The 26,817-nt window shown below is 73.3% G+C and carries 13 protein-coding genes; 3 read left to right on the top strand and 10 right to left on the bottom strand.

The window, feature by feature from the left end:
* Nucleotides 1–64: 64 nt before the first annotated feature.
* Genes IE305_RS18790 through IE305_RS18780 form a run of 3 tightly spaced genes read right to left on the bottom strand, consistent with a single transcriptional unit; the run spans nt 65 to nt 3,152 of the window.
* A complete protein-coding gene (locus IE305_RS18790; RefSeq protein ID WP_190130806.1) occupies nt 65–985 on the bottom strand; it encodes a hypothetical protein in 921 nt (306 codons plus the stop codon).
* The gene (locus tag IE305_RS18785) at nt 982–2,811 is read right to left on the bottom strand and encodes an alpha/beta hydrolase (RefSeq protein ID WP_190130805.1); all 1,830 of its coding nucleotides are present in this window, start codon (nt 2,809–2,811) and stop codon (nt 982–984) included. The genes IE305_RS18790 and IE305_RS18785 overlap by 4 nt, the downstream gene beginning before the upstream one ends.
* Nucleotides 2,812–2,819: 8 nt before the next feature.
* Nucleotides 2,820–3,152, bottom strand: a complete 333-nt coding sequence (locus IE305_RS18780) for a hypothetical protein (RefSeq protein ID WP_190130804.1) — start codon at nt 3,150–3,152, stop codon at nt 2,820–2,822.
* Between the two features lie 575 nt (nt 3,153–3,727).
* Here IE305_RS18780 and IE305_RS18775 point away from each other — a divergent pair.
* Nucleotides 3,728–6,466, top strand: a complete 2,739-nt coding sequence (locus tag IE305_RS18775; RefSeq protein WP_190130803.1) for a helix-turn-helix transcriptional regulator — start codon at nt 3,728–3,730, stop codon at nt 6,464–6,466.
* A 151-nt stretch (nt 6,467–6,617) separates the two neighbouring features.
* A complete protein-coding gene (locus IE305_RS18770; protein ID WP_190130802.1) occupies nt 6,618–8,291 on the top strand; it encodes a flavin monoamine oxidase family protein in 1,674 nt (557 codons plus the stop codon).
* A 74-nt stretch (nt 8,292–8,365) separates the two neighbouring features.
* Here IE305_RS18770 and IE305_RS18765 read toward each other — a convergent pair whose 3' ends face one another.
* The 6 genes from IE305_RS18765 to rfbD are packed head-to-tail and all read right to left on the bottom strand — an operon-like array spanning nt 8,366 to nt 14,121.
* Nucleotides 8,366–9,772: a class I adenylate-forming enzyme family protein gene (locus tag IE305_RS18765; protein WP_190130801.1), complete on the bottom strand. Its 1,407-nt coding sequence runs from the start codon at nt 9,770–9,772 to the stop codon at nt 8,366–8,368.
* Nucleotides 9,769–10,479 carry a thioesterase II family protein gene (locus IE305_RS18760; protein ID WP_190130800.1) on the bottom strand — a complete coding sequence of 237 codons (711 nt, stop codon included), beginning with the start codon at nt 10,477–10,479 and terminating at the stop codon, nt 9,769–9,771. Before IE305_RS18760 ends, IE305_RS18765 begins: the two co-directional genes overlap by 4 nt.
* Nucleotides 10,476–11,462, bottom strand: coding sequence for a dTDP-glucose 4,6-dehydratase (gene rfbB, locus IE305_RS18755; protein ID WP_190130799.1), 987 nt, complete (start codon nt 11,460–11,462; stop codon nt 10,476–10,478). The genes IE305_RS18760 and rfbB overlap by 4 nt, the downstream gene beginning before the upstream one ends.
* Nucleotides 11,459–12,526 carry a glucose-1-phosphate thymidylyltransferase gene (locus IE305_RS18750; RefSeq protein ID WP_190130798.1) on the bottom strand — a complete coding sequence of 356 codons (1,068 nt, stop codon included), beginning with the start codon at nt 12,524–12,526 and terminating at the stop codon, nt 11,459–11,461. The genes rfbB and IE305_RS18750 overlap by 4 nt, the downstream gene beginning before the upstream one ends.
* Nucleotides 12,523–13,146: a dTDP-4-dehydrorhamnose 3,5-epimerase family protein gene (locus IE305_RS18745; RefSeq protein WP_190130797.1), complete on the bottom strand. Its 624-nt coding sequence runs from the start codon at nt 13,144–13,146 to the stop codon at nt 12,523–12,525. The genes IE305_RS18750 and IE305_RS18745 overlap by 4 nt, the downstream gene beginning before the upstream one ends.
* A 3-nt stretch (nt 13,147–13,149) precedes the next feature.
* Nucleotides 13,150–14,121 carry a dTDP-4-dehydrorhamnose reductase gene (rfbD, locus tag IE305_RS18740; protein WP_229891173.1) on the bottom strand — a complete coding sequence of 324 codons (972 nt, stop codon included), beginning with the start codon at nt 14,119–14,121 and terminating at the stop codon, nt 13,150–13,152.
* 280 nt (nt 14,122–14,401) lie between these two features.
* Between rfbD and IE305_RS18735 the strand changes: the two genes are divergently transcribed.
* Nucleotides 14,402–15,343 carry an ACP S-malonyltransferase gene (locus tag IE305_RS18735; protein WP_190130796.1) on the top strand — a complete coding sequence of 314 codons (942 nt, stop codon included), beginning with the start codon at nt 14,402–14,404 and terminating at the stop codon, nt 15,341–15,343.
* A 67-nt stretch (nt 15,344–15,410) separates the two neighbouring features.
* On the opposite strand, the gene IE305_RS18730 is transcribed toward IE305_RS18735, so the two are convergent.
* Nucleotides 15,411–26,810, bottom strand: a complete 11,400-nt coding sequence (locus IE305_RS18730; protein ID WP_190130795.1) for a type I polyketide synthase — start codon at nt 26,808–26,810, stop codon at nt 15,411–15,413.
* Nucleotides 26,811–26,817 lie beyond the last annotated feature (7 nt).

Here is a 26,817-nt window from a genome sequence, read left to right as displayed (position 1 = left end):
ATCCAAACCACCCCACGCCGCCGGGTCGACCCCCGCCGCCCCCTAGCCCAGGACGTACGGCCCCCTAAGCCTCCGCGTGGGGCCCGGCGATCGCCGGACCGGTGACGCCGACGGCGATGCCGCCGGTGGCTGCGGGGGTGACCTGGGCGACGGTGTCCTCGTCCGGGTGGAGAGCCGCGAGGGCGGGCGTCCCCGCGGTGGTGGGGAGGTCGCGCACCTTCCAGCCGGCAGCATGGAAGTGGTCGCGGGCGCGGCGGATCGCCCGTTCCCGCTCGTCGTCCGTCAGCGGCGGAGTGGACCAGGCGTGGTGCAGCCAGGTGCCGTCCTGGTCCTGGACGGTGCGCAGCCCTTCGCCCTCCTGCTCGGGGGCATGGCGGGCACGCAGGGCGTCGTAGATGCGGCTGGAGTGGCCGAGGACGCGGCGCTCCGCGGCTCCGTCGCCCTGGGCGGGACTCAAAGCGGCCGCGGAGGCGTGGGCGGTCGGGGACGGTTCGCGGGCGAAGCAGGGGGAGGTCACCGAGATGGTGGCGATCCCCTCGCCCTTCTCCTTGTCCAGCATGCCCGTGACCGCTGAGAGGTCGAAGCCGTCGGGGGTCACCATGGTGACGGTCGGAAAGGGGTCGGACCAGTCGCCGTCCGCGCTCTTGGACTCGAAGGTGTAGCCCTGTTTCACCCAGGCGTCCCTGGCCTGGCGGACCAGGTTCTTGGCCTCCGTGCCGGGCACTCCCTTGAGGGTGTAGCTCAGGTCGACCTCGGCGAGCCTGCTGGAGCCGAACTCCGAGACACACTCCTTGGACCGCATGACCGAGCGCTCAGGATCGGGCTTCGGCATCATGCCGCTCATGGCTTGGTGAGCGATCTCCTCGGCACGCGTCGTGGCTTCCTTCTCGTTCATCTTCACCTCCACCGTGCCCGGCTTGAGCCCGCACGCGGTGATCGTCGACGCCAACAACAGAAACCCGGCGACCGCCTTTCCAAATTTCATGACCGGCCCTTCACCACGACGTTCGTCATATGCTCGAGCGATTCTTTCTTCCAGTAGTCGGAGTGTGCGGGCATCATGTCGCCGTGGATCGCGGGCATCGGCCCGTCGGCCACGTGGAACCTCTGTCCTCCGAACTCGTCCGAGGTCGGGTCGTTGCCGTAAAGGATCTCGTGGTCGTCGAACCAGCGGGCATACGCCCTGGGGTTCAGCGGGGCCAGTCGGCCGGGGTTGGGCGGCACCAGGTTGATCAGGTCGTTCTTGGCGGTGGCGGCGAAGACGTGGTCGGGTGGGAGGTGGAGGTCCTTGGCATGCATGACTCCGACGCCCGGGCTTCCCACGAACACGGCCTTGTCGACCGGTAGTCCTGGATTGTCCCGCAGCGTCTCCCCCGCCACGAGACTGCCGTAACTGTGACCGATCAGGGTGGAGTTCACATCTCGGCCGTTGGCAGCCTGTATCCCCTTGAGGAAATTCGCCAGGGGCTCCCGGGCGGCGTTGGCGTACTTCGGGTCCTGGGCCTCGGGGACGATGCTCTGCGGGGCGTCGTACCCCAGCCAGGCGATCGAGGCCGTCTGGTGTCCCGGGTCCCGCTCCTGCACCTTTGCGCCCAGCGTCTCGGCACGGCTTATCTCCCCGCCGATCTTGTCCAGACAGGCGAAGGTGCCCGGTACGTACGTCGCCACATTATCCGCCGTGTCCGGGTTCCCGATGGAGACGATGGCGCGTCCCCGGCCCGTGTTGTCGAAGCCGAGCAGGTACGTCTGAGGGTGGTTGTCCCGTCCCGTCATGTCGAAACGCGACTGGATGGCTTCCATGCCCTTGAGCCGGTCCTGGAGTTCACCCCTGCGCTTGTTCCACTCCTTCCATTCCTCCGTCTCGACGTTGCCTTTCACCGGGAGGGATCGCCGGAGTTCCTTGTCGTAGTACTTCTCGTACCGCTCCGGTTCCTTCTTGAGCCACTCGTCCAGTTTCAGCCGCTGCCGGCCGTGCGTCTCGTCGAGCACCGTCCGGTTCGCCTGGTCGCGGACGGCCGCCGGGAGTCCGTCCAGCCGGCCGACGCCGTCGGGGTGCGTCGCGAGGTAGTCGAACTTCTGCTGGTCGGAGAGCGAATCCCACCACGCCCGGTTGTCCTTCGGTGTGCCGTTCGCCGGTGGCGGCTTGATGTGGTCCAGGTAGCTCTTCGCGTCGGACCGGACGGTGTTCATGTCCTGCCCGGCGTCGGCCCAGTCGGCGTCACTGACGGTCAGATCGTCGTCGGCCTTGAGCCGGCGCAGGGCGGGTGCCCACTTCTCGTCGACCTCCGTGGCCGCCTTGAGCGCTTCGGCTATACGGTTGGCGCAATCCTGGGCGAGACCGTAATTGGGGTTGGGGTTGAAGGTGGCGGCCTGCCGGCCGATGTTCTGGGCCGTGGTGTCGGTGAGTCCTTGCGCCGTACCACCCTTTGCGGGCTTGCCGTCCTTCCCCTTGTCGACACCCGGGTAGGTGACCGAGCCGTCGGCGCCCACCGAGAAGTTCTTCGCTCTCGCGTCCTCGAGGGCGTCGTCGAGCTTCTTCTTGGGTGGGCGGATGTCCGAGGCGAACGCCTTGAGGGCTGTGCTGACCAGACCGCATTCGATCTGGATGTACCGGTAGTCCTTGGTCAGCTCCTGGAGCTGCTTGAGGGCGGCGTCCGCGGCGACACCGCTGAGGACCTTCCGCATGCCGGCGGCAATCTTGTTCTCCAGGCTTTCCTTCACCGCCCCGGCGGTGTTGCTCACGCCGCGGTACCCGTCGGCGGCGTGGTCGAAGTCGTCCGGCTCGAGGCCCTTCAGTGCTGCCAGGTCCATGGGACAGGTCACCGTCCGGCCTTCTGGCCGCCGACAGCGGGGGTGTCCTTGTACCGCTGGCCCAGCTTGTCGAAGGCGGCTGCGGCGCCCTGGTCGTTGCCGTGCTGGATGGTGGCCGCCGCCTGGAGCTGTTCCTTGAGGGCGTCGCACCGGCCGGACACGGCCTCCAGGTAGGTCTTCCACGAGTCGTGCACCTCCCGCTCGGCGTCCGCGCTCTGCACGCCCTTGTCGCCGCCGCTGCCGAGAGCCTTGTGGTCCCGCTCCAGCGCCCCGAGCGCCTTCCTGGTGTCGGTGCCGAGGTTCCCCACGCTTTCGCCGGCGGAGGTCCAAGCGGTCTTCACGGAGGAGACACCCCCACCGGCCCCGCTCGTCCCGCCACTGCCCCCCTTCACACCGGCCAGTTTCATACCTGGATCGGCTGATATGCCGCGTTTGATCTCCGCCCACTCGGCGTCGAAAGCAGTCACTGTCTCCCCGTGGTCATTCTTGGTGCGTACAACTGCCCGACGACCCTACCCAGGGGGCGAGGGGGCATCGATCCACCCCGGGCGCACCCCGGCCTCCCGCCCTGCGTCCACGTGCGCAACACCCTCCCGAAAACATCGTGTAAAAAGCCTGTCAACTCCCCGTGAGTTACGGTCATATTGGTCGCCGGCCAAGCCCGGTTTCCCTTTTCCAGGGGCCTGCGGAACGTTGATAGAGTTCCTCGCAGGCGGTTGCGGCATGGAATCGGCCGCAGTTGGCGGCTGCGCGTGCACGGCAGGTCACCTGGTGTGTGCGGCGGTCGGCCCGTCCCCGAGAAGACACCCGGGGGAAGGAACATGCGCGCGCTCGGCACCCCTTCTCAGGATTTCCTGTGCAGACGGAGCAGGACCGGCGGATCTCCTTCTTCCGACCGGAAAGGAAAATTGACGTCTTGTTGACGCAACGGCGCGAGGAGGAGGAACTGCTCGGCCGGTTCCTCACCGCAAGACCGGGGGGGCGGCCGCGGGCCGGTCTGGTCGCCGGTACGGCGGGGTCGGGGAAGACGACCCTGTTGCAGGGGGTGGCCGAACGGGTCGTGGCGTCCGGGGCCTTGTTGCTGGGGGCCGCCGCGTCGCCCGCCGAGCGGTATCTGCCGTACGCGGTGGTGGAGCAGCTGCTCCAGGGGGCGCCGCCGTTGTGTCCCGGGGTGGTCGGGGCCGGCTTCCCCCAGCCGGGGGGCGACGGTGTTCCCGAGGGGTTCCTCGACGCGTTCTGCGAGGCGCTCGCCGGGCCGGCCGGGAACCGGCCACTGCTGATCGCCGTCGACGACGCCCAGTTCGCCGACGAGCACTCCCTGGCCTGCCTCGAACACGCCGTCCGGCGGCTCCCCGCCGATGCCCTGGGCCTGCTGCTCGTGGACGGCGGCAGCGGCGACGCCCGCACCGACGGCTCCCCCGGCCTGCGGCGGCTGCTGGACCGGGTGCAGGTCCGGGAGGTGCGGCTGGGCCCCCTGTCGCAGGAGGGTGTCCGCGAGCTGCTCGCCGAGGAGCGCGGCGCCGCCGAGGCCGCCCGGATCGCCCCCGCCTGCCACGCCGCCACCGGCGGCAACCCCCTGCTCCTGCGCGGCCTGCTGGACGACGCCGGGACCGGCGGGGGCGTGCCGCAGCCGGGCGAGCTGTTCCGGCAGGCCGTCATGGTGTGCCTGCACAGCCGCGACGACGAGGCGCTGCGCGTGGCCCGCGGCATCGCCGTCCTCGGCCGCGCCGACCGGACGCGGCTGCTGGCGCGGCTCACCGTCCTGAGCGAGGAGACCGTACGGCGCTGCGTCGCCGTGCTCGCCGGGACCGGGTTACTGGCAGGTGGTGTCCTCCGGCACGAGGCCATAGCCGGTGCCGTCCTCCAGGAGCTCAGCGCCCCCTCCCTGGCCCGGCTGCGCTGGCGCGCCGCGTGCCTGCTGCACGACGACGGCGCCGAGCCCGGCGCCGTGGCACGCCAGCTCGTCGACTGCGACATTCCCGAACCCGCCGCGCCCTGGGTACCGCTGGTGCTGCGTGCCGCCGCCCGCGTGGCCGTGGCCGCCAACCGCCCGCACTTCGCGGCCCGCTGCCTCCAGACCGCCGAACGCCACTGCCCCGACGAACGGCAGCGGCTGTCCGTCACCGCCGAGCTCGCCCACGTCTTCTGGCAGGCCAACCCCTCCGCGTTCGCCCAGCGGCTGCGGTCCCTCGCCGGGCCGGCGCGCAGCGGCCTGCTGCCGCCCGAGGAGACGCTGCGCCTGGCCGCCGGCATGCTGTGGACCGGTCTGTCCGACGACGCGGCCGCCGCCATCCAGCAGGCCGGGGCCGCCGTGGAGCAGTCCACCGACCCGCGCCTGGCCGGGGAGCTGCGCGCCGTCCGCCTCATGGTGGCCACCACCTACCCCACCGTGCTCGACCGCATCGGCGGCGCGGCCCCCGGCACCCCGGACACCGTCGCCCCGCGGCTGCGGGCGTTCCAGGCGCTGCGGGCCTCCCTGGAGCGCGACGTGCCCGAGGCGGCGCCCGCCGCCGCGGAGGAGGTGCTGCGCACCACCGCCGTCACCGACCACACCCATCACCAGGTCCGCGTCGCGCTGCTGGCCCTGGTGTACGCCGAGCGGCTCGGCGCGGCCGGCCTGTGGTGCGAACGGTTCCTGGCCCGGACCGACGCCCGTACCGGCCCCGCCTGGGTGTCCGCGCTCCAGGCGCTCCGCGGGCACATCGCGCTGCGCCGCGGCGACCTCACCAAGGCCGTCGACTGCGCGCGCCGGTCCCTGGAGCACCTGCCGGCCCAGGCCTGGGGCGTGGGCGTCGGCATGCCGCTGGCCGTGCTCGTCGAGGCCCTGACCGCGAAGGGCCGCCACCAGGACGCCGCCGAGCTGCTGGAGATCCCCGTCCCGGAGGCCATGACGGCCACCCGTTACGGCATGCACTACGTCTACGCGCGTGGCCTCCACCAGCTGGCCACGGGTCGGCACCACGCCGCGCTGGCCGACTTCCTGGCCTGCGGCGAACGGCTGCGCGGCTGGGACATGGACACCGCGTCCGTCGCGCCGTGGCGGCTGGGCGCGGCCGAGACGTGGCTGGCCATGGGCCGCCCGGACCGGGCCGAGCAGGCGGCCCGCGAGCAGCTGGAACGCGTGACCAGGCAGCAGGAGCGGGTCCGGGGCGGTGCGCTGCGGCTGCTCGCCGCCACCAGCCCCCCGGACCGGCGCGGCGAGCTGCTGCAGGAGGCCGTGACCGCGCTGCGCGCCGCCGGTGACGGCTACGGCACGGCGCTGGCCCTGGCCGACCTGGGCCGGGCCCACGAGCGGGCCGGTGACGTCACCAAGGCGCGGCTGCTGGTCCGTCAGGCCCGGCGCATGGCGGAGGTGTACGGCGCGGAGGCGCTGCACCGCGCGCTGGGGCCGGCCCCGGCCCGTGGCGGCCAGGCCGCCGCGGCACCGGCCGAGGAGGGGAAGGGGGTTGCGCCGGTGACGTCGCTGACCGACGCCGAGCGCCGTGTCGCGGCACTGGCCGCGTACGGCTACACCAACCGGGAGATCGCGGCGAAGCTGTTCGTCACCGTCAGCACCGTCGAGCAGCACCTCACACGGGTCTACCGGAAGACGAACATCACCCAGCGCGAGGACCTTCCGGTCACGCTGGACATGGACGTCGCCGACACCGCCTGAGCGCCGGCCTCTCCGCCTTTCCGTGGAATTCCAGCGGTACGGCCACCCGGAATCCGGGTCGGTAGGGGTTGTCCGCCGCGACGGGCCGTCCCTAGCGTGAAGCGGGCATTCCCGCAAACGGCTTTCCGAGAACGGCCGAGAGGTTTTCCCGATGACCACAGCCGGCCCGGCCACGACCCGTGTGGGCACCACCACCATGCTCGTGCCGGACTTCCCCTTCTCGTACGACACCTGGCTCGGGCACCCGTCCGGGCTGGGCGTGCTGCCGCCGGGGGCGGCGGGCACCGAGGTCGCCGTGGTCGGCGGCGGCATGGCGGGCATGACGGCCGCCTACGAGCTGCTGCGGCTGGGGCTGCGCCCGGTGGTGTACGAGGCTGGGGAGATCGGCGGGCGGATGCGGTCCGTGCCGTTCCCCGGTCACCCCGGCAGCGTGGCGGAGATGGGGGCGATGCGCTTCCCGCTGTCGGCCCGCGCCCTGTTCCACTACATCGGCCTGCTGGGGCTGGAGACCCGGCCCTTCCCCAACCCCCTCGCCCCGGCCACGCCGAGCACCCTGGTGGACCTCAACGGGGAGCGGCACGAGGCCCGGACCGGCGCCGACCTGCCGGAGGTCTACCAGGAGGTGGCGGACGCCTGGGAGAAGGCGCTCCAGGAGCGGGTGGCGCTGTCGACGATGCGGGACGCCGTGCGGCGCCGCGACATCGAAACGATCAAGACGATCTGGAACCGGCTGGTCGCCGAATACGACGACCAGTCGTTCTACGGTTTTCTGGCCACTTCCCCCACCTTCCAGTCGTTCCGGCACCGGGAGATCTTCGGCCAGGTCGGATTCGGCACGGGCGGCTGGGACACGGATTTCCCCAATTCCATCCTGGAAATACTCCGGGTGGTGTTCACGGAGGCCGACGACCACCAGGTGGCCATCGACGGCGGCGCCCAGCAGGTGCCGTACGGGCTGTGGCGGCACGCGCCCGCGGACGCGGCGCACTGGCCGCGGGGGACGTCGCTGGCCGGGCTGCACGGCGGCGCGCCGCGCCCGGCGGTGACCCGGATCCGGCGGACGGCCGGCGGGCACGCCCTGACCGACGCCGCCGGGCAGGAGCGGGAGTACGCGGCGGTGGTGTACAGCCCGCACGTGTGGACGTTGCTGCACCGCGTGGACTGCGCCCCGGACGTGCTGGCGCCGGAGCTGTGGACGGCGGTGGAGCGCACCCACTACATGGGCGCGTCGAAGCTGTTCGTGCTGGTGGACCGGCCGTTCTGGCGGGAGCCCGACCCGGCCACGGGCCGGCCTGCGCTGAGCATGACGCTCACCGACCGGATGCCGCGCGGCATGTACCTCTTCGACGACGGCCCGGACCGCCCGGCGGTGATCTGCCTGTCGTACACGTGGAACGACGACTCGCTGAAGGTCGCCACCCTCTCCCCCGCCGAGCGTCTGGAGGCGGTGCTGCGGAGCCTGTCGGCGGTCTACCCGGACGTCGACATCCGGTCGCGGGTCGTGGGTGATCCGCTGACGGTCACCTGGGAGACCGAGCCGCACTTCATGGGCGCGTTCAAGTCCAACCTGCCCGGGCACTACCGCTACCAGCGGCGGCTGTTCACGCAGTTCGTGCAGGAGCAGGCGGACCCGGCGCACCGGGGCTTCTTCCTGTGCGGCGACGACGTGTCGTGGACGGCCGGTTTCGCGGAGGGTGCGGTGACCACGGCCCTGAACGCGGTGTGGGGTGTGCTGCACCACCTCGGCGGTCGCACCCCCGCCGGCAACCCGGGCCCCGGCGACCTGTTCCCGGAGCTGGCCCCGGTGGAGCTGCCGTACGGCTGAGGCCGGCGGGACAGCGAGGGGGGCGGCCACCTTCCGGTGGCCGCCCCCCTTTTCCGTATACCTTCTGTATACGTCTACTGCTCCGCGGCCATCTCCTGGAGGCGGTGCTTGTCGGGCTTGCCGTTGCGGTTGAGCGGGAAGGCGTCGAGGACCACGATGCGGTTGGGCTCCTCGTACGCGGCGAGCAGTCCGGCGAACCGCTCCCGCCAGTGGGCGCTGTCCCGGCCCTGCTCGTCCTCGACGAAGAACACCAGCTGGGCGCCGCGCCGCTCGTCGGGCAGGGCCACCACCCGGACGGGGCGGCCGGCGGACTCGGCCTTGCGCTCGATCAGCTCGGGGTAGAGCGTGTAGCCGTTGCGGTGCACGGCGAACTTGCGGCCGAGGACGAACAGGTTGGCGTTCTCGTCGAGGTAGCCGAGGTCGCCGGTGCGCTGCCAGCCGGCCGGGGTGGGCACGAGGGTGCCGTCCTCGGCGAGGAGGCCCTCCAGGCCGTCCGGGGTGTCCACCTCGATCTCGCCGGCCTCGCCGGCGGGCACGTCCTGCCCGTCCTCGTCGACGACGCGGACCCGGATGCCCTCCATGGCGCGGCCGGTGGCGACGGGGTTGTCGAGGGTGGCGAAGGCGACATTGCCCAGTTCGGTGCTGCCGTAGCTGTCGAGCAGCGGCAGCCCGAACTCCTTCTCGTACGCCTCGACGAGGGGCGCGTCGAGCGGGGCGGCGCCGACGCAGAACATGCGGGCGCTCTCCAGGTGGGCGCGGAGCGCGGGCTTGCGCGTCACCAGGTTGAGCATGCTGCGGTAGCTGGAGGGGGTGGCGTCGATGACGGTGGCACGGGTCTGCCCGGCCATCCGCAGCGCGTGGTCGAGCCGCTTGTAGGGGGCGATGACCAGGGAGCAGCGGGTGAGCCAGGCGATGAGCAGCATCGACAGGCCGTACTGGTGGGCGAAGGGCAGGAGGGGCAGCAGGACGTCGTCGGGGCGGTGGCCGACCTGGGCGGCGTTGCGCTCCAGGTTGCGCAGGAACTTGCCGCCGTTCTTCACCACGCCCTTGGGGGAGCTGGTGGAGCCGGAGGTCCACATGATGAGGCCGTCGGGGAGCTCGCACCAGTCGTCGACGGACAGCTGCTCCGCGGCAGCGGGCCGGGCGGCGGCCGCGACCATCAGCTCGTAGAGGTGGACGGCCCCGGCCTCGTCGTCGATGGGGGTGTTGTCGTCGACGAAGGTGGCCTTGACGCCGGTGCGCAGGGCGATGCGCCGGGTCTCGGGCACGTTCTCCTGCTGGTCGACGAGGACGATGGAGGCGCCGGCGTGCATGAGGCCGAGCAGGACGCAGACGTAGGCGGCGGAGTTGCCGGCCTTGAGCATGACCCGGTCGCCGGGGCCGATGCCGTGGTCGCGGACCACGGTGGCGACCCGCAGGGCGTCCTGTTCGAAGTCGTCCAGGGACCGGACGGAGTCCGGGGTGTAGATTCTCGCGGTCATTGGTGGGCTCCCTTGCCGTGGTCTTCGGGCAACGTCGTGACTTTGCGGAGGTCCCCGGCGTGTTCGGAGGGGTCCGTGGACAGCGACATCAGCTGGTCGTGGACGATGTTGACGACCTCGCGCCGGTGGGTGTCGAGGAACTCGCGTGCGCCGGGAAGCACTTCGAGGTCGAACCGGCCGCTGGTGCAGCGGCGCCAGCCCCGGACGCCGGCGGGGGTGGTGCGGGGGTCGTGGTCGCCGGCGAGGGCGACGACGCGGCAGCCGAGGGCGGGCGGGCCGAGGGGGACGCGGGCGTGCGGGGCGTTGCTGCCGGAGACGAAGAGGGTCACCGGTCCGGCCGCCGTGTCGCGTTCGAGTCGTTCGGCGACGCGCTGGGCGAGGTGGGCGCCACTGCCGTGGCCGAACAGGGCGAGGCGGTGGCCGGTCCAGCCGGCCAGGGACCGCAGCACGCTGTCGGCGAGGGCCGCGGCCGCCGTCTCGGCCCGGTGCGGGTCGTCGTCGGGCGGGCCGTGCACGTGCGGCTCGCCGGCCTCGGGGTACTGGACGACCAGTAATTCGACGGTGGGCAGCAGCAGTTCGGCCAGCGCCAGGTAGTAGGCGGTGGAGTTGTCGGAGTCGGGGAAGCACACGAGCCGGAAGCTGCTGGGGGTGGCCGGCTGCACCACGCGGATCAGCGCGATGTCGGCGAGTGCGGTCTCTTCCGTCATGCGGCCGGGGGCTCCTGCCGCAAGGGGGGCCACACGGCGCGGTGGCGCCGGTACCAGTCGACGGTGGCGGCGATGCCCTCGGCGAAGTCGTGCCGGGGGCGGTAGCCCAGCTCGTCACGGATCTTCGTCCAGTCGACGCTGTAGCGGCGGTCGTGGCCCTTGCGGTCGGTGACGTGGTCGACGCGGTCCCAGCCGGCGCCGCACGCCTCCAGGAGCACCTCGGTGAGCTGCTTGTTGCTGAGTTCGGTGCCGCCGCCGATGTTGTAGACCTCGCCGGGCCGGCCGCCGGTGAGCACGGCGAGGATGCCGCGGCAGTGGTCGTCGACGTGCAGCCAGTCGCGGACGTTCTCGCCGTCGCCGTACAGCGGGACGTTGCCGCCGTCGAGGAGGCGGGTGACGAACAGCGGGATGATCTTCTCGGGGAACTGGTAGGGCCCGTAGTTGTTGGAGCAGCGGGTGACGCGCACGTCGAGGCCGTGGGTGCGGTGCTGGGCGAGGGCGAGCAGGTCGCTGGAGGCCTTGGACGCCGAGTAGGGCGAGTTGGGCCGCAGCGGGTCGTCCTCGGTGGAGGACCCCACGGGCACCGACCCGTACACCTCGTCGGTGGAGACGTGCACGAAGGGCCCGGTGCCGTGCCGCAGCGCGGCGTCGAGGAGGACGCTGGTGCCGACGACGTTGGTGGTGACGAACGCCTGGGCGTCGGCTATGGACCGGTCGACGTGCGACTCGGCGGCCAGGTGGATCACCGCGTCGTGGCCGGCGACGAGGCGGCCGGCGAGCTCCGCGTCGGCGATGTCGCCGCGGACGAAGGCGTAGCCGGGCTCGTCGGCGACCGGGGCGAGGTTGTCCAGGCAGCCGGCGTAGGTGAGCTTGTCCAGCACGGTGACGCGCACGTCGTCGCCGAGGGGCTTGCCGGGGCCGAGGATCGTACGGACCAGGTGCGAGCCGATGAAGCCGGCTCCCCCGGTGATGAGGATCTTCATGAACGGATCTGCACCTTGCTGTGGTCGCCGAGGATCAGGCGATGGGCCTGCGGGGTTCGGGGGGCGGGCGTGACGGCGGCGGCGCGGCCGATCATCGACGCCTCGATGCGGCGCACCCCGTCGATCACCGCGCCGGTGAGGACGATGGAGTACTCGATCTCGCTGTCGGCGATCACGCAGTCGTCGGCGACGGAGGTGAACGGGCCGATGTAGGAGCTCTCGACGCGGGTGCCGCGACCGATGACGGCGGGGCCGACGATGCGGGAGCGGGTCACGGTGGCGCCGGGTTCGACGACGACGCGGCCGACGAGTTCGCTGGCGTCGTCGACGGTGCCCTCGCAGCGGGCCGGGAGCAGGTCGAGCACGGACCGGTTGACCTCCAGCATGTCGGTGGCGTTGCCGGTGTCCTTCCAGTAGCCGGTGACCAGCGCGGAGCCCACGGTCGCCCCGTCGTCGAGGAGCCACTGCAGGGCGTCGGTGATCTCCAGTTCGCCGCGGGCGGACGGCTCGATGGCGTCGACGGCGCGGTGCACGGCGGGCGTGAAGAAGTACACGCCGACCAGGGCGAGGTCGCTCTTGGGGAAGCGGGGCTTCTCCTCCAGGCCCACCACGCGGCCCTCGTCGTCGAGTTCGGCAACGCCGAACGCGGACGGGTCGGGGACGCGGGTGAGCAGGATCTGCGCGTCGGGGCCGGCGGCCCGGAACGCGGCGAGCTGCTCGGCGATGCCGCCGACGAGGAAGTTGTCGCCCAGGTACATGACGAAGTCGTCGTCGCCGAGCCAGTCGCGGGCGATGAGCACGGCGTGCGCCAGGCCCAGCGGCCGTTCCTGCGGCAGGTAGGTGACGGACACGCCGAACGCGGAGCCGTCGCCGACGGCGGCGCGGATCTCCGGCGCGGTCTCGCCGACGACGATGCCGACCTCGGTGATGCCGGCGGCGGCGATGTCCTCGAGGGCGTAGAAGAGGATGGGCTTGTTGGCGACCGGCACCAGCTGCTTGGCGAAGGTGTGGGTCAGCGGGCGCAGCCGGGTGCCGGAACCCCCGGACAGGATGAGTGCCTTCACGGCGTCTCCTCGGTGGCGGGGGCGTCCTGGCGGGCGAGTGCGGTGGTGAAGGCGCGGCACTCCTCGTACGAGGGCAGCAGGCCGGCGGCCGCGGCCTCGGCCAGGCCGGGGGCGGCGGCGTCCTTGGCGGACACCACCGGCTCGACGCCGGGCAGCCAGGTGATGCCCAGGTCGGGGTCGAGGGGGTTGATGCCGTGCTCGCGCTCGGGCCGGTAGCCGGCCGAGCAGAGGTAGACCACGGTGGCGTCGTCGGTGAGCGCCTGGAAGGCGTGGCCCAGGCCCTCGGAGAGGAACACGGCGGCGCGCCCGGTGTCGTCGAGCTCCACCGCCTCCCAGGTCCCGAAGGTGGGCGACCCGGTGCGCAGGTCGACGACGACGTCGCGGACGGCGCCGCGCACGCAGGTGACGTACTTGGCCTGGCCGGGCGGTACGTCGGCGAAGTGCACGCCGCGCAGCACGCCGCGGCGCGACACCGAGCAGTTGGCCTGGGCGAGCGTGAGGCTCCGGCCGGTCTCGGCGCGGAACCGGTCGCCCTGGAACCACTCCAGGAAGGTGCCGCGCTCGTCGCCGTGGAGCGCCGGCCGGTAGGCCCAGGCGCCCTCGATGGACAGGGGTTTCATGGCTCAACAGCCCTTCGTTCGCGGGAGTGCGCCGAGCGCCGCGCTCCCGGGCGCGGCGGTCAGCGCCTCCGTCAGCGCCTCGCTCCAGTGCCGCATCGGCGGCAGGCCCGCCTCCGGCCATCTGCGGTGACCCAGGACGCTCCACTCCGGCCGGCGGGCGGGGCGCGTCAGCCGCTCGCTGCCGATGGGCAGCACCCGCGCGGGGTCGGCGCCGACGAGCCGGAACACCTCGCGGGCCAGCGCGTACCAGGTGGTGGCGCCGCCGCCGGTGGCGTGGAAGACGCCGCGGGCCGGTGCGCCGGGCAGCGCGCCGAGCGCGACGATCCGCTCGGCGGCGTCGGGCGCCCAGGTGGGCTGCCCGTGCTGGTCGTCGACGACCTCCACGGTGCGCCGCTCGCCGGTGGCGATGCGGGCCATGGTGCCGACGAAGCCGGTGGGGCCGGTGCCGTGGGCGTCCTCGCCGTACAGCCAGGCGGTGCGGACCACCGCTGCGGCGTCGGGGAGCCCGGTCAGGACGGCGTGTTCCCCGGCGAGCTTGGTGCGCCCGTACGCGGTGCGCGGGCCGGGCGCGTCGTCCTCGTCGTACGGGACGCCGGCCCGGCCGGCACCGTCGAAGACGTAGTCGGTGGAGACGTGCACCAGCCGGGAGCCGGCCGCGGCACAGGCGGCCGCCAGGTGGCGGGGGCCGTCGGCGTTGACCCGCGCGGCGGCCTCCTCGCGGGCCTCGGCGTCGTCGACGGCGGTCCAGGCGGCGCAGTTGACGACGACGCCGGGCCGCACCGCGCCCACCGCCTCGTCGACGGCCCGCCCGTCGGTGATGTCCAGCCCGTCCCGGGCCAGGGCCACGACGTCGGCGCCCAGGCCGGACAGGCGCGCGGTGACGGCACGCCCGAGCGTGCCGCCGGCGCCCACCACCAGCCACCGGAATCCGGTGACGGGAAAGGTATTCGGCAGGGAAGTCCTCGGCGTGGTCACGGCGTTGATGCTATGGGGCCGTTCAACCGCCGTGCAATACCCGCGAATTGCCCCTACAGACCCCTGGCCGAAGGCCGCAACCCCTAATGCACGGACCCCTGCTCCCGCCCGGGAGCGGGCGCGTGCTACACATGGCGCGCACGTTATTGGATTCCACCGTCCCCTGCGGCGGACCGGTCAAGAATTCCCCTGATTTTCCCCGACCGTAAAGCGTCGTGACGGTGTTCCCGTCCGGAGTGCCGGGCGGCGCCGGGAACGGCGCGGTGAGGCGTACCCGAGCATGACCACTGCAGACCAGGCGGGGCACACCGCCATCGTATTCCCCGGCATGGGGCCCTCCCGGTTCGCCGAGGTGGGCCGGTTCCTCATGCTGGACCCGTTCGCCCGGCGCCGGCTCGCCGAGGCCGACGAGGCCCTGGGCCTGTCGGTCTTCGACCACTTCCGGGAGGCCACCGAGGACTATTCCGAATTCTCCCAGGTGGCATTCCTGGTGAACTCCATGGCGATGGCCGACCGGGCCGAGGAGACCCTCGGCATCGTCCCTGATTTCTGCGCCGGGCCGAGTTTCGGGCAGAAGGCGGCCGCGGCCTACGTGGGCAGTCTGTCCTTTGCCGACGTGGTGCGGCTCACGGCGGAGCTGGCCCGGTGCGAGGAGGACTTCTTCCGCCAGGAGTACACGGACGTCGTGACGCATTCGTTCCTGCGCGTCCCCGACGAGCGGCTCAAGGAGATTCTCGCCGAGTTCGACGACCGGGGCGCCTGGTACGAGTTCTCCGGATTCCTGGACGCCGGTTTCCACATGCTGTCGGTCCGCGAGAAGGACCTCGACGGCCTGAAGAAGCGGATCAGCGACGCCGGCGGCTACTCGATGTACTCGATGTGGCCGCCGGTCCACGCGCCGTCCTTCACGGCCCTGCGCCGCCGCGCCGAGGAGGAGGTGCTCTCCCGCTACGAGCTGGCCGACCCGCGGCTGCCCGTGGTCACCGACCAGGACGGCACCGTCATCCGGACCGCCGCCGAGATGCGCACCATGCTGCTGGACACGTTCGACCGGCCCATCAACTGGCCCGACGTCGTCCGCACGCTGAAGGACATGGGCGTGTCGAAGGTGGCCGTGACCGGGCCGGACAACCTCTTCCACCGGCTGGACTGCACCAAGTCCGCGTTCGAGGTCGTGGCGGTGGGCCTGAACAACAAGCGCGCCCGCGAACGCCGGGCCTGAGCCGCACGCGGCCGAGGGGCCGGTCCCCACCCCGAAGGGTGGGGACCGGCCCCTCGGCCTTTCCCGGTCAGGCCAGCCAGTCCGCCACGGCCCGCGCGGTGGTGGCGGCGTGCTGCTCCATCATCGTGAAGTGGTTGCCCGGCACGTCCACGGCCGTGTGCTCAAGGTCCCAGTAGGACCGCCAGTCGCCGTCCTTCGACCAGTCGAAGAACTGCTCCCCGGCCCGCACCAGCAGCGTGGGCGTCCGCACCGGCCGCGGCCGCCAGCCGCCGAACAGCCGGAAGTAGGCGCCCATCGCCAGCAGCCGCGTGTCGTCCACCGGCACGTAGCTCTCCTGCCGCTCGTTCATCCCCGCCGCCAGGCCGGGCTGGATGCCCACGATGGCCTGGTCGTCGTGCGAGTAGATGTCGATGAGCACGACACCGCGGGGGAACACGCCCTGCTGCTCCAGCCGTTCGGTCACGGCGTGCGCCAGCATGCCGCCCGAGGAGTGGCCCAGCAGGACGAACGGCCGGTCACCGGCGTGCCGCAGCACCGCCTCGGCCTGCGCCTCGACCACCGCCTCCGGGTCGGCGGGCAGCTGCTCGCCGGCCAGGAACCCGGGCGCGCCCAGCCCCCACACGTCGCGGCGGTCGCGGAAGGCGGCGGCGAACCGCGCGTACTGGTGCGGCCCGGAGATCGACAGGATCGACGAGAAGCAGATCAGGCCGGGCCCCTCGTCGCCCCGCGACAGCCGCACCAGCGACGGCGCGGTGCGCAGGTCGTCCGCGGAGGAGAACGAGGGACGGAACCGGGACGCCTCCATCAGCAGCCCCATGAACTCGCCCGACCGGCCCAGCCGGCCCGCCTCCTCCAGCATCGCCCCGAACATCCCGCCGCCGGCCGCGTCCGCCGCGTCCGGTCCGGCGGGCGTCCGCTCGCCGCCCTGCGCGCCGAGCTGCAGCTGTTCCCGCAGGTGCCGGGCGGTCAGCACCGGCGACGGGTGGTCGAACAGCAGCGTCGGGGGCAGCCGCAGGCCGCTCGCCGCGTTGAGCCGGTTGCGCAGCTCCACGGCGGTCAGCGAGTCCACGCCCAGCTCCAGGAACTCCCGGTCCGACGGGACCTCCTCCGCCGACCCGTAGCCCAGGACGACGGCCACCTGACCGCACACCAGCTCCAGCAGGGCGGCTTCCTGCCCGGCCTCGTCCAGGCCCGCCAGCCGCCGCAGCAGCACCGCCGGCCCGCCGTCCTCGCCGGCCGCGGCCGCCGCGGCACGCCGCGGCACCCGCACCAGCCCGCGGAACAGGCCGGGCAGTTCCCCGGCCGCCGCCAGCGCCCGCAGCGGCGCCATGTCCAGGTGCGCCGGCACCAGCGCCGCCCAGCCGCCGGGCGTCAGGGCCGCGTCGAGAAGCGCCAGCCCCTCGTCCGACGCCAGCGGCAGCAGCCCGGACCGGGCCATGCGCCGTACGTCGGCGTCGGCCAGGTCGCCGGTCATCGCGCCGCGCTCGGCCCACAGCCCCCACGCCAGCGACACGGCGGGCAGGCCGAGGCCGCGCCGGTGCGCGGCGAGCGCGTCGAGGAACACGTTCGCGGCCGCGTAGTTGCCCTGCCCCGGGGTGCCGAAGACCCCCGCGGCGGACGAGAACAGCACGAACGCGGCCAGGTCCAGGTCGCGCGTCAGCTCGTGCAGGTTGACCGCGGCGTCCACCTTGGGCCGCAGGACCGTGTCGACGCGCTCGGCGGTCAGCGACGGGATCAGCCCGTCGTCCAGCACACCCGCCGTGTGCACCACGGCGGTCAGCGGCCGGGCGGCCGGCACGGAGGCGAGCAGCTGCTCCAGCGCCTCCCGGTCGGCCACGTCGCAGGCGACGACGGTGGCCGTCGCCCCGAGCCCCGCCAGCTCCTCCACCAGGGCGTCCGCCCCTTCGGCGCGGGGCCCGCGCCGGCTGGTGAGCAGCAGGTGCCGGACACCGTACTCGGCGGCCAGGTGCCGTGCGACGAGCGCACCCAGCGCCCCGGTCGCACCGGTGACCAGCACGGTCCCGGCCGGGTCGAGGGCGACCGGCCCGGCGTCCCCGTCCACCACGGCCCGCGCCAGCCGCGGCACGCGCAGAGCACCGTCCCGGACGGCGACCTGCGGCTCGCCGGAGGCGAGGGCGGCGGACAGCAGCGAGGCTGCCGCTTCGTCCGCACCGGCGTCGAGGTCCACGAGGCCGAAGCGGCCGGGGTTCTCCGTCTGCGCGGACCGGACCAGGCCCCACACCGGCGCGTGCGCCAGGTCCGGCACGTCCTCGCCGGCGCCGGCGGCCACCGCGCCCCGGGTGACGAACACGAGCTGCGCCCCTTCGAGGGCCGGCTCGGCCAGCCACGCCTGGACGGCGTCGAGCACCGCGTGCGTCACGCGCCGGGCGGCCGCCGCGACACCGGAGCCGTCCGTCTCCTGCGGGAAGCAGGGGAAGAGGACCGTCCGGGGCGCGGGCTTGCCCGCCGCCACGACGCCGGCGAGCGCCGCCGCGTCCGCGTACGTGCCGGCCACCGCGCCCGCAGCCTCCAGGGCGGCGGCCGGCGGCAGGGCTTCCCCGCCGAGCACGGCCACATCACCCTGGGCCGCGTCCGACGGCAGCGGAACGGACACCCACTCCAGCGCGTACAGCGACTCGTGGGAGCCCTGCTGCCGTGCGGCACGCAGCCGCTCCGGGTCGATGGCCCGCAGCAGCAGCGACTCGACCGCCGCGACGGGCGCACCGGTCGCGTCCGCGACCGTCAGCGACACCGCACCGTCCTCGGCCGGCGCGATCCGGGCCCGCAGCGCGGCGGCACCCGCCGCGTACAGCCGTACGCCGCGCCACGAGAACGGCAGCCGCGGCCCCGCCGAGACGCCGGCCCCGCCCGGCACGTCGCCGAGCGCCAGACCGTGCAGGGCGGAGTCCAGCAGGGCGGGGTGCAGGCCGAACCGTCCGGCCTCGTCGCGCTGCTCGCCCGGGAGGGAGAGCTCCACGAACACCTCGTCGCCACGCCGCCAGCCGGCCGTGAGCCCCCGGAACGCGGGCCCGTACCCGAAGCCTGCCGCGGCGAACCGCTCGTACAGGTCGTCCGTCGCCACCGCCTCGGCCCCTGACGGCGGCCACTCGGCGAGAGCCCCGGCCTGCGACGGCGCCTGCGCCGCCGGCCCGCCGGTGGCCAGCAGGCCGCTCGCGTGCCGCACCCACGGCTCCTCGGCCGTCGCGTCCTCCGCACGCGAGTGCAGCGCCAGCGGCCGGCGGCCCGTCGCGTCCGGCTCGCCGACCGACAGCCGCAGCTGCACGGCGCCCTGCCCGGCCAGCACCAGGGGCGCCTCCAAGGTCAGTTCCTCGACCTCGTCGCAGCCCACGAGCTCACCGGCGCGGACCGCCAGCTCGACGAAGGCCGTGCCCGGCAGCAGTACCGTCCCCGCCACGGCGTGGTCCGCCAGCCAGGGGTGGGTGTCCAGGGCGAGACGTGAGGTGAGCAGCAGCCCGCCCGTGTCCGGCAGTTCGACCGCCGCGCCCAGCAGCGGGTGGCCGGCCGGCCCGAGACCGGCGGACGCCACGTCGGCCGGGCCCGCCACGGGCACGTCGATCCAGTACCGCTGGTGCTGGAACGCGTACGTCGGCAGGTCGACGCGGCGTACGGGCGCCTCGGCACCGGCGAAGTACGCGGCCCAGTCGACGGCCAGGCCACGCAGGTGGGCGTGGGCGACGGCCGTGGTGAGGGTGTGCGCCTCGGCGTGGTCGCGGCGCAGGACGGGAACGAAGACGGCGTCGTCGGCCTCGACGAACTGCTGTGCCATGCCGGAGAGCACACCGTCGGGGCCGAGCTCCACGAAGGTGGTGACGCCCGCGGTCCGGAGCGCCTGAACGCCGTCGTGGAAACGGACGGCTTCGCGGACGTGACGCACCCAGAAGTCGGGGGACGTCATGTCGTCGGCCGTGACCACGGCACCCGTGAGGTTCGAGACCACCGGGATGCGCGGCGCGCTGTACGTCAGCGACTCGGCGACCTTGCGGAAGTCGCCCAGCATGCCGTCCATCAACGGCGAGTGGAACGCATGGCTGACGGTGAGACGACGGGTCTTGCGGCCCTCCGCCTCGAAGTGTGCCGCGATCGCCAGGACGTCGGTCTCCTCGCCGGAGACGACGACCGACTGCGGGCCGTTGAGGGCAGCGATGCCGGCGCGTTCGGTGAGGTGCGGAGCGACCTCGTCCTCGGTGGCCTGGACAGCCACCATCGCGCCGCCCTCCGGCAGCTCCTGCATCAGGCGGCCTCGGGCAGCAACGAGCGCGGCCGCATCGGCCAGGGAGAACACCCCGGCGACATGCGCGGCAGCGATCTCACCGATCGAGTGACCGGAGACGAGCTCGGGCCTGATGCCCCACGCCTCCAGCAGGCGGAACAACGCCACTTCCACCGCGAAGAGCGCCGGCTGGGCGAACTCCGTCCGGTCGAGAACAGCGGCGTCCTCGCCGAACAGCACGTCCTTCAGCGGCAGCCGCAGATGACCGTCCAGCTCCGCACACACCGCGTCCAGCGCCTCGGCGAACGCGGGGTACGCGCCGTACAGCTCGCGACCCATCCCGAGCCGCTGGCTGCCCTGACCCGTGAACAGGAACGCCACCTTGCCGCCGGCCATGGCGGTGAGACCGCCGTCGCCCTCGGCCAGGGCGGCGAGACCGGCGAGGAACTCGCTCCTCTCCCCGGCCACCACCGCGGCGCGGTGCTCGAAGACGCCGCGGCCGGTGACGAGCGAGTGCGCGATGTCGGCGAGGGACTGCTCGGGGTGGGACATGACGTGGGCGTGCAGCCGCCCGGCCTGGCCGCGGAGGGCCTCCGGGGTCCGCGCGGAGAGCACCCACGGCAGCACCGGCAGGCCGGAACCGCCCTCCGCCAGGGCCTCGTCCGCCGGCTCGTCGCCGGTGGCCGGGGGCGCTTCCAGGATGGTGTGGGCGTTGGTGCCGCTGATGCCGAACGACGACACCGCGGCGCGCCGCGGACGGTCGCCCGTCTCCGGCCACGCCCGCTCCTCGGTCAGCAGCTCGACCGCGCCCGCCGACCAGTCGACGTGCGGCGACGGCTCGTCGACGTGCAGGGTGCGCGGCAGCACGCCGTGCCGCATGGCCATCACCATCTTGATGATGCCCGCGACACCCGCGGCGGCCTGCGTGTGGCCGAAGTTGGACTTCACCGAACCGAGCCACAGCGGCCGGCCGGCGGGCCGGTCCTGGCCGTACGTCGCCAGGAGCGCCTGCGCCTCGATGGGGTCGCCGAGCGTCGTACCTGTGCCGTGCGCCTCGACGACGTCGACATCGGCGGAGGTCAGGCGGGCGCCGGCGAGCGCCTGGCGGATGACGCGCTGCTGCGACGGGCCGTTGGGGGCCGTCAGGCCGTTGCTCGCGCCGTCCTGATTGACGGCCGAGCCCCGCACGACCGCCAGCACGGGGTGACCGTGGCGGCGGGCGTCCGACAGCCGCTCGACGAGCAGCATGCCGACGCCCTCGCCCCAGGCCGTGCCGTCGGCCGCGGCGGCGAAGGGCTTGCAGCGCCCGTCGACCGCCAGGCCGCGCTGCCGGCTGAAGGCCACGAAGGTGCCGGGGGTCGCCATGACGGTCACACCGCCCGCGAGGGCGAGGTCGCACTCGCCGTTGCGCAGCGCCTGCACCGCCAGGTGCAGGGTGACCAGCGACGACGAGCACGCCGTGTCGACGGTCACGGCCGGGCCCTCCAGCCCGAACGTGTACGACACGCGGCCCGACGCCACGCTGCCCGAGCTGGACGTGCCCATGTAGCCCTCGAGCCCGTCCGGGGCCCGGTGCAGCAGGGTGCCGTAGTCGTTGTACATCACGCCCGCGAAGACACCGGTGCGGCTGCCGCGCACGGTCGCCGGGTCGATGCCGGCCCGCTCGAACGCCTCCCAGGAGGCCTCCAGCAGCAGACGCTGCTGCGGGTCCGTGGCCAGCGCCTCGCGGGGGCTCATGCCGAAGAAGACCGGGTCGAAGTGGTGGGCGTCGTGCAGGAACCCGCCGTCGCGCGTGTAGCTCGTGCCGGGCCGGTCGGGGTCGGGGTCGAAGAGCCCGTCGACGTCCCAGCCGCGGTCCGTGGGCAGCGACGTGATCGCGTCCCGCCCCTCGGTGACCAGCTCCCACAGGTCCTCGGGCGACCTGACGCCGCCGGGGTAGCGGCAGCTCATCGCCACGATGACGATGGGGTCGTCGTCGCCGGCGGCCGTGGTGACGACGGGCGCGAGGGCGGCGGCCGGGGCGCCGGTGCCGAGAAGTTCCTCGCGCAGGAAGCGGGCGAGGACGGCCGGGCTCGGGTAGTCGAAGACGAGCGTGGCGGGGAGCCGGACCCCGGTGGCGGCGTTGAGCCGGTTGCGGAGCTCCAGGGCGGTCAGCGAGTCGAAGCCGATCTCGTTGAACGCGCGGGACGGCGTGACGTCGGCCGCGCCGCCCGCGTACCCGAGGACGGCCGCGACCTGGCCGCTGACGAGGTCGAGGACGGCCTCGTCCTGCTCGGCGGGGCCGAGGGCCGCCAGGCGGGCGACGAGCGCGGACTCGCCACCGGTGCTCGCAGCGGCGGCCGTACGACGGGTGGGCACCCGGACCAGGCCGCGCAGCAGCGGCGGCAACATGCCCGTCGCCGCCTGATCGCGCAGCCCCGCCAGGTCGAAGCGTGCCGGCACGAGCAGGGCCTCGTCCGTCGCGAGCGCGGCGTCGAACAACGCCACACCCTCCGCGGCCGACAGTGCACCCACACCACCCCGGCCCAACCGCTCGGCGTCGGCCTGACCGGCCATGCCACCGGCCTCGTCCCACAGACCCCAGGCGAGGGAGGTGGCGGGGAGACCGGATGCCCGGCGGTGCTGGGCGAGGGCGTCGAGGTAGCTGTTGGCGGCGGCGTAGTTGCCCTGGCCCGCGCCACCGAAGACACCGGCGGCGGAGGAGAACAGCACGAACGCCGACAGGTCGAGGTCGCGCGTCAGCTCGTGCAGGTTGCGGGCCGCGTCGACCTTCGGGCGCAGCACAGCATCGATGCGCTCGGGCGTCAGGGCGGTGACGACGCCGTCGTCCAGCACACCGGCCGCGTGCACGACAGCACACAGCGGGCGCTCGGACGGCACCGACTCCAGCACTGCTGCCAGCGATGCGCGGTCGGCCACGTCGCACGCGGCCCAGGTGACGCTCTCGGCGCCGAGGGACGTGAGTTCGGCCGCCAGGTCGGCGGCGCCTTCCGCGGCGTCGCCGCGGCGGCTGACCAGCAGGAGGTGGCGGACGCCGTGCTCGGTCACCAGGTGCCGGGCGAAGACGCCGCCCAGGACACCACCGGCGCCGGTGAGCAGGACGGTGCCGTCCGCGTCGAACGCGGCCGTGTGATCGGCGTCGGCGTTCGCGGTGGCACGCGCCAGGCGCGGCAGCAGCACCGCACCGTCGCGCACCGCCACCTCGGGCTCGCCGGCCACCAGCCACGACGCGTCGAACGACGCGTCCGCGTCGTCCACGTCCACCACGGCGAACCGGCCAGGGTTCTCCGACGCGGCCGACCGCACCAGGCCGCGTACGGCGGCACCGGTCAGGTCGCCCGCGCCACGCGTGACGAACACCAGGCACGAACCGGCGAACCGGTCATCGGCCAGCCACTCCTGCGCGGTCGCCAGGGCCTGGTGCACGGCCTCGCGGACGGTCCGGGCGGGGCTGTCGGACCGGCTGTCGACCACGACGACACCGGGGACGGCGTCCAGCCCGGCCAGTCCGTCGGCTCCCACAGTCGCCCACTCGCCCACAGCGACGGAGGAGACAGCGGCAGGGGCCGCCACCCACTCCACGCGGTAGAGCGAGTCGTTACGGGCGCCCGTCAGCTGCTCCGGCGACACCTCACGGAGCGCGAGGGCGTCCACGGACACCACCGGGGTGCCCTCGGCGTCGGCGACCGCGAGCGACACCGCGCCCGTACCGGCCCGGGACAGCTTGACGCGCAGCCGCGACGCGCCGGCCGCGTGCAGCGACACGCCGGACCACGAGAACGGCAGCCGGCCGCGGCCGCCGGACTCCTTCAGCAGTCCGCCCAGGCCGATCGCGTGCAGCGTGGCGTCGAGCAGCGCCGGATGCACACCGAACGCCTCGTCGCGCGCGTCCTCCGGCAGCACGACCTCGGCGAACACGTCGTCGCCGAGCCGCCACGCCGCCGTCAGACCGCGGAACACGGGGCCGTATGCGAACCCGGACGCCGCCAGGCCCTCGTACAGCCCGGCCACCTCCACTGCCTCGGCGCCCGCCGGCGGCCATGCGCTCAGGTCGAAGGAACCGGCCGGGTTGCTCTCGGCCAGCACGCCGGAGGCGTGCCGCACCCACGAGTCGTCGCCGTGTCCCCAGTCCCCGCGGGAGTGGAACGTCACGGAACGGCGGCCGGACTCGTCGGCGGCGCCGACGGCGACCTGGAGCTGTATGCCGCCGTGCTCGGGCAGCACCAGCGGCGCTTCGAGGGTGAGTTCCTCGACGAAGCTGCACCCGACCTGGTCACCGGCGCAGACGGCGAGCTCGACGAACGCCGTTCCCGGGAGCAGCACGGCTCCCATGACGGCGTGGTCGGCCAGCCAGGGGTGCGTGTCGAGGGACAGCCGGCCGGTGAACAGGAAGCCGTCGGCGTCCGCGAGCGCCACGGCGGCACCCAGCAGGGGGTGGTCCGCCGGCCGCAGGCCGAGCGACGTGGCGTCGCCGCCGACGGTGCCCGCGTCGAGCCAGTAGTGCTCGTGCTGGAAGGCGTACGTGGGCAGGTCGACGCGCTGGGCGCCGGTGGGGGCGAAGTACGCGTTCCAGTCGACGGTCACGCCACGGACATGGGCCTGGGCGAGCGCGGCGGTCAGCGTCTCGGCCTCGGCGCGGTCACGGCGCAGGACGGGCACGAAGGCACCATCAGCGACGCTCTCCTGAGCCATGGCCGACAGCACGCCATCGGGCCCGAGCTCGACGAATGTGGTGACGCCCTCGGCCTCCAGCACACGTACGCCGTCGTGGAAACGGACGGCCTCGCGGACGTGCCGCACCCAGAACTCCGGCGAGGACATCTCCTCACCGGACACCAGCGCACCGGTCAGGTTGGAGACGACCGGGATGCCCGGCTCGCTGTAGCCGATACCAGCGACCACCTCGCGGAACGCGTCCAGCATCCCGTCCATCAGCGGCGAGTGGAACGCGTGGCTGACGCTCAGCCGGCGCGTCTTACGACCCTCCGCCTCGAAACGAGCAGCAATCTCCAGGACGACGGCCTCGTCACCCGACATCACCACGGACGAGGGTCCGTTGATGGCGGCGACACCGACCCGGTCGGTCAGGTAGGGAGCGACTTCCTCCTCGGTGGCCTGCACAGCCACCATCGCGCCGCCCTCCGGCAGCTCCTGCATCAGCCGCCCACGGGCAGCGACCAGCGCACACGCATCAGCCAGCGAGAACACACCCGCCACATGCGCAGCAGCAATCTCACCGACAGAGTGACCGGACAGGAAGTCGGGCTTGAGACCCCACGCCTCCATCAACCGGAACAGCGCAACTTCCACCGCGAACAACGCCGGCTGAGCGAATTCCGTCCGGTCGAGAACACTCGCGTCCCCGCCGAACAGCACGTCCTTCAGCGGCAGCCGAAGCCGGCCGTCCAGCTCGGCACACACCGCATCGAACGCCTCGGCGAACACCGGATAGGTGTCGTACAGCTCACGCCCCATCCCCAGCCGCTGACTCCCCTGCCCCGTGAACAGGAACGCCAGCTTGCCGCGGCCCTCGGCCGTGCCCTCGATCAGCCCGGCCGGTGCTTCCGCGCCGGACGCACCGGACGCGAGGCTGTCGAGCGCCGCCAGGAAGGCGGTGCGGTCGCCTGCCACCACGGCGGCGCGGGTCTCCAGCGCGGAGCGGGTCGTCGCGAGCGACAGGGCGACGTCGGCGGTGTCGAGGCCGGGATGCTCCGTCACGTAGGTGTGCAGCCGGCGAGCCTGGTCGCGGAGGGCCTGCTCGCCCTTCGCGGACAGCACCCAGGGCAGCACCGGCAGGGTCAGCGGGAGCGGCGTGCCGGCCGTCTCCTCGGCGTCCGCTTCCGTCGGCTCCGGCGCCTGCTCGACGATCACGTGGGCGTTGGTGCCGCTGATGCCGAACGACGACACCGCGGCGCGCCGCGGACGGTCGCCCGTGTCCGGCCAGTCCCGCGCCTCCGTCAGCAGCTCGACCGCGCCCGCAGCCCAGTCGACGTGCGGCGTCGGCTCGTCGACGTGCAGCGTCCGCGGCAGCACACCGTGCTGCATCGCCAGCACCATCTTGATGATGCCCGCGACGCCGGCGGCGGCCTGGGTGTGGCCGATGTTCGACTTCACGGAGCCCAGCCACAGCGGCGGCCGGTCCTCGCTGCGTTCGCGGCCGTACGTCGCCAGCAGCGCCTGTGCCTCGATGGGGTCGCCGAGTGTCGTGCCCGTGCCGTGCGCCTCGACGACGTCGACATCCGCCGCTGTCAGCCGCGCGTTGGCGAGGGCCTGGCGGATGACGCGCTGCTGGGACGGGCCGTTGGGGGCCGTCAGGCCGTTGCTCGCACCGTCCTGGTTGACGGCGGAGCCGCGCACCACTGCCAGCACGCGGTGGCCGTTCTTGCGGGCGTCCGACAGCCGCTCGACGAGCAGCATGCCGACGCCCTCGCCCCAGCCGGTGCCGTCCGCCGCGGCGGCGAACGACTTGCAGCGGCCGTCGAACGACAGGCCGCGCTGGCGGCTGAACTCGATGAAGGTGCCGGGCGTGGGCATGACGGTGACGCCGCCGGCGAGGGCGAGCTCGCACTCGCCGTTGCGCAGCGCCTGCACGGCGAGGTGCAGGGTGACCAGCGACGACGAGCACGCCGTGTCGACGGTCACGGCCGGGCCCTCCAGCCCGAACGTGTACGACACGCGGCCCGACGCGACGCTGCTGGAGCCGCCGGTGCCGAGGTAGCCCTCCACGCCGTCGGGGATGGAGCGGAGCCGGGACGTGTAGTCGTGGTACATCACGCCGGCGAACACGCCGGTGCGGCTGCCGCGCACCGACGCCGGGTCGATGCCCGCCCGCTCGAACACCTCCCAGGTGGTCTCCAGCAGGAGCCGCTGCTGCGGGTCCATGGCGAGGGCCTCGCGCGGCGAGATGCCGAAGAAGGCGGGGTCGAAGTGGTTGGCCTCGTAGAGGAAGCCGCCCTCGGCGACGTAGCTGGTGCCCTGCTGGTCGGGGTCGTCGTCGACGAGCTGCTCGACGTTCCAGCCGCGGTCGGTGGGGAAGCCGGAAATGGCGTCCTCACCGCCCAGCACGAGCCGCCACAGGTCCTCGGGGGACGCGACGCCCCCCGGGTAGCGGCAGCTCATGCCGACGATGGCGATGGGCTCCTGCTCTCCCGACTCCACTTCCTGCAGGCGGCGACGGGTCTCGTGGAGATCCGCCGTCACCCGCTTGAGAAAGTAGCGGAGCTTTTCCTCGTTCATACGTGCA

The sequence above is a fragment of the Streptomyces mashuensis genome (genome assembly GCF_014654785.1).
Taxonomy (GTDB): domain Bacteria; phylum Actinomycetota; class Actinomycetes; order Streptomycetales; family Streptomycetaceae; genus Streptomyces; species Streptomyces mashuensis.
This window is presented reverse-complemented; position numbering and strand designations above follow the sequence as displayed.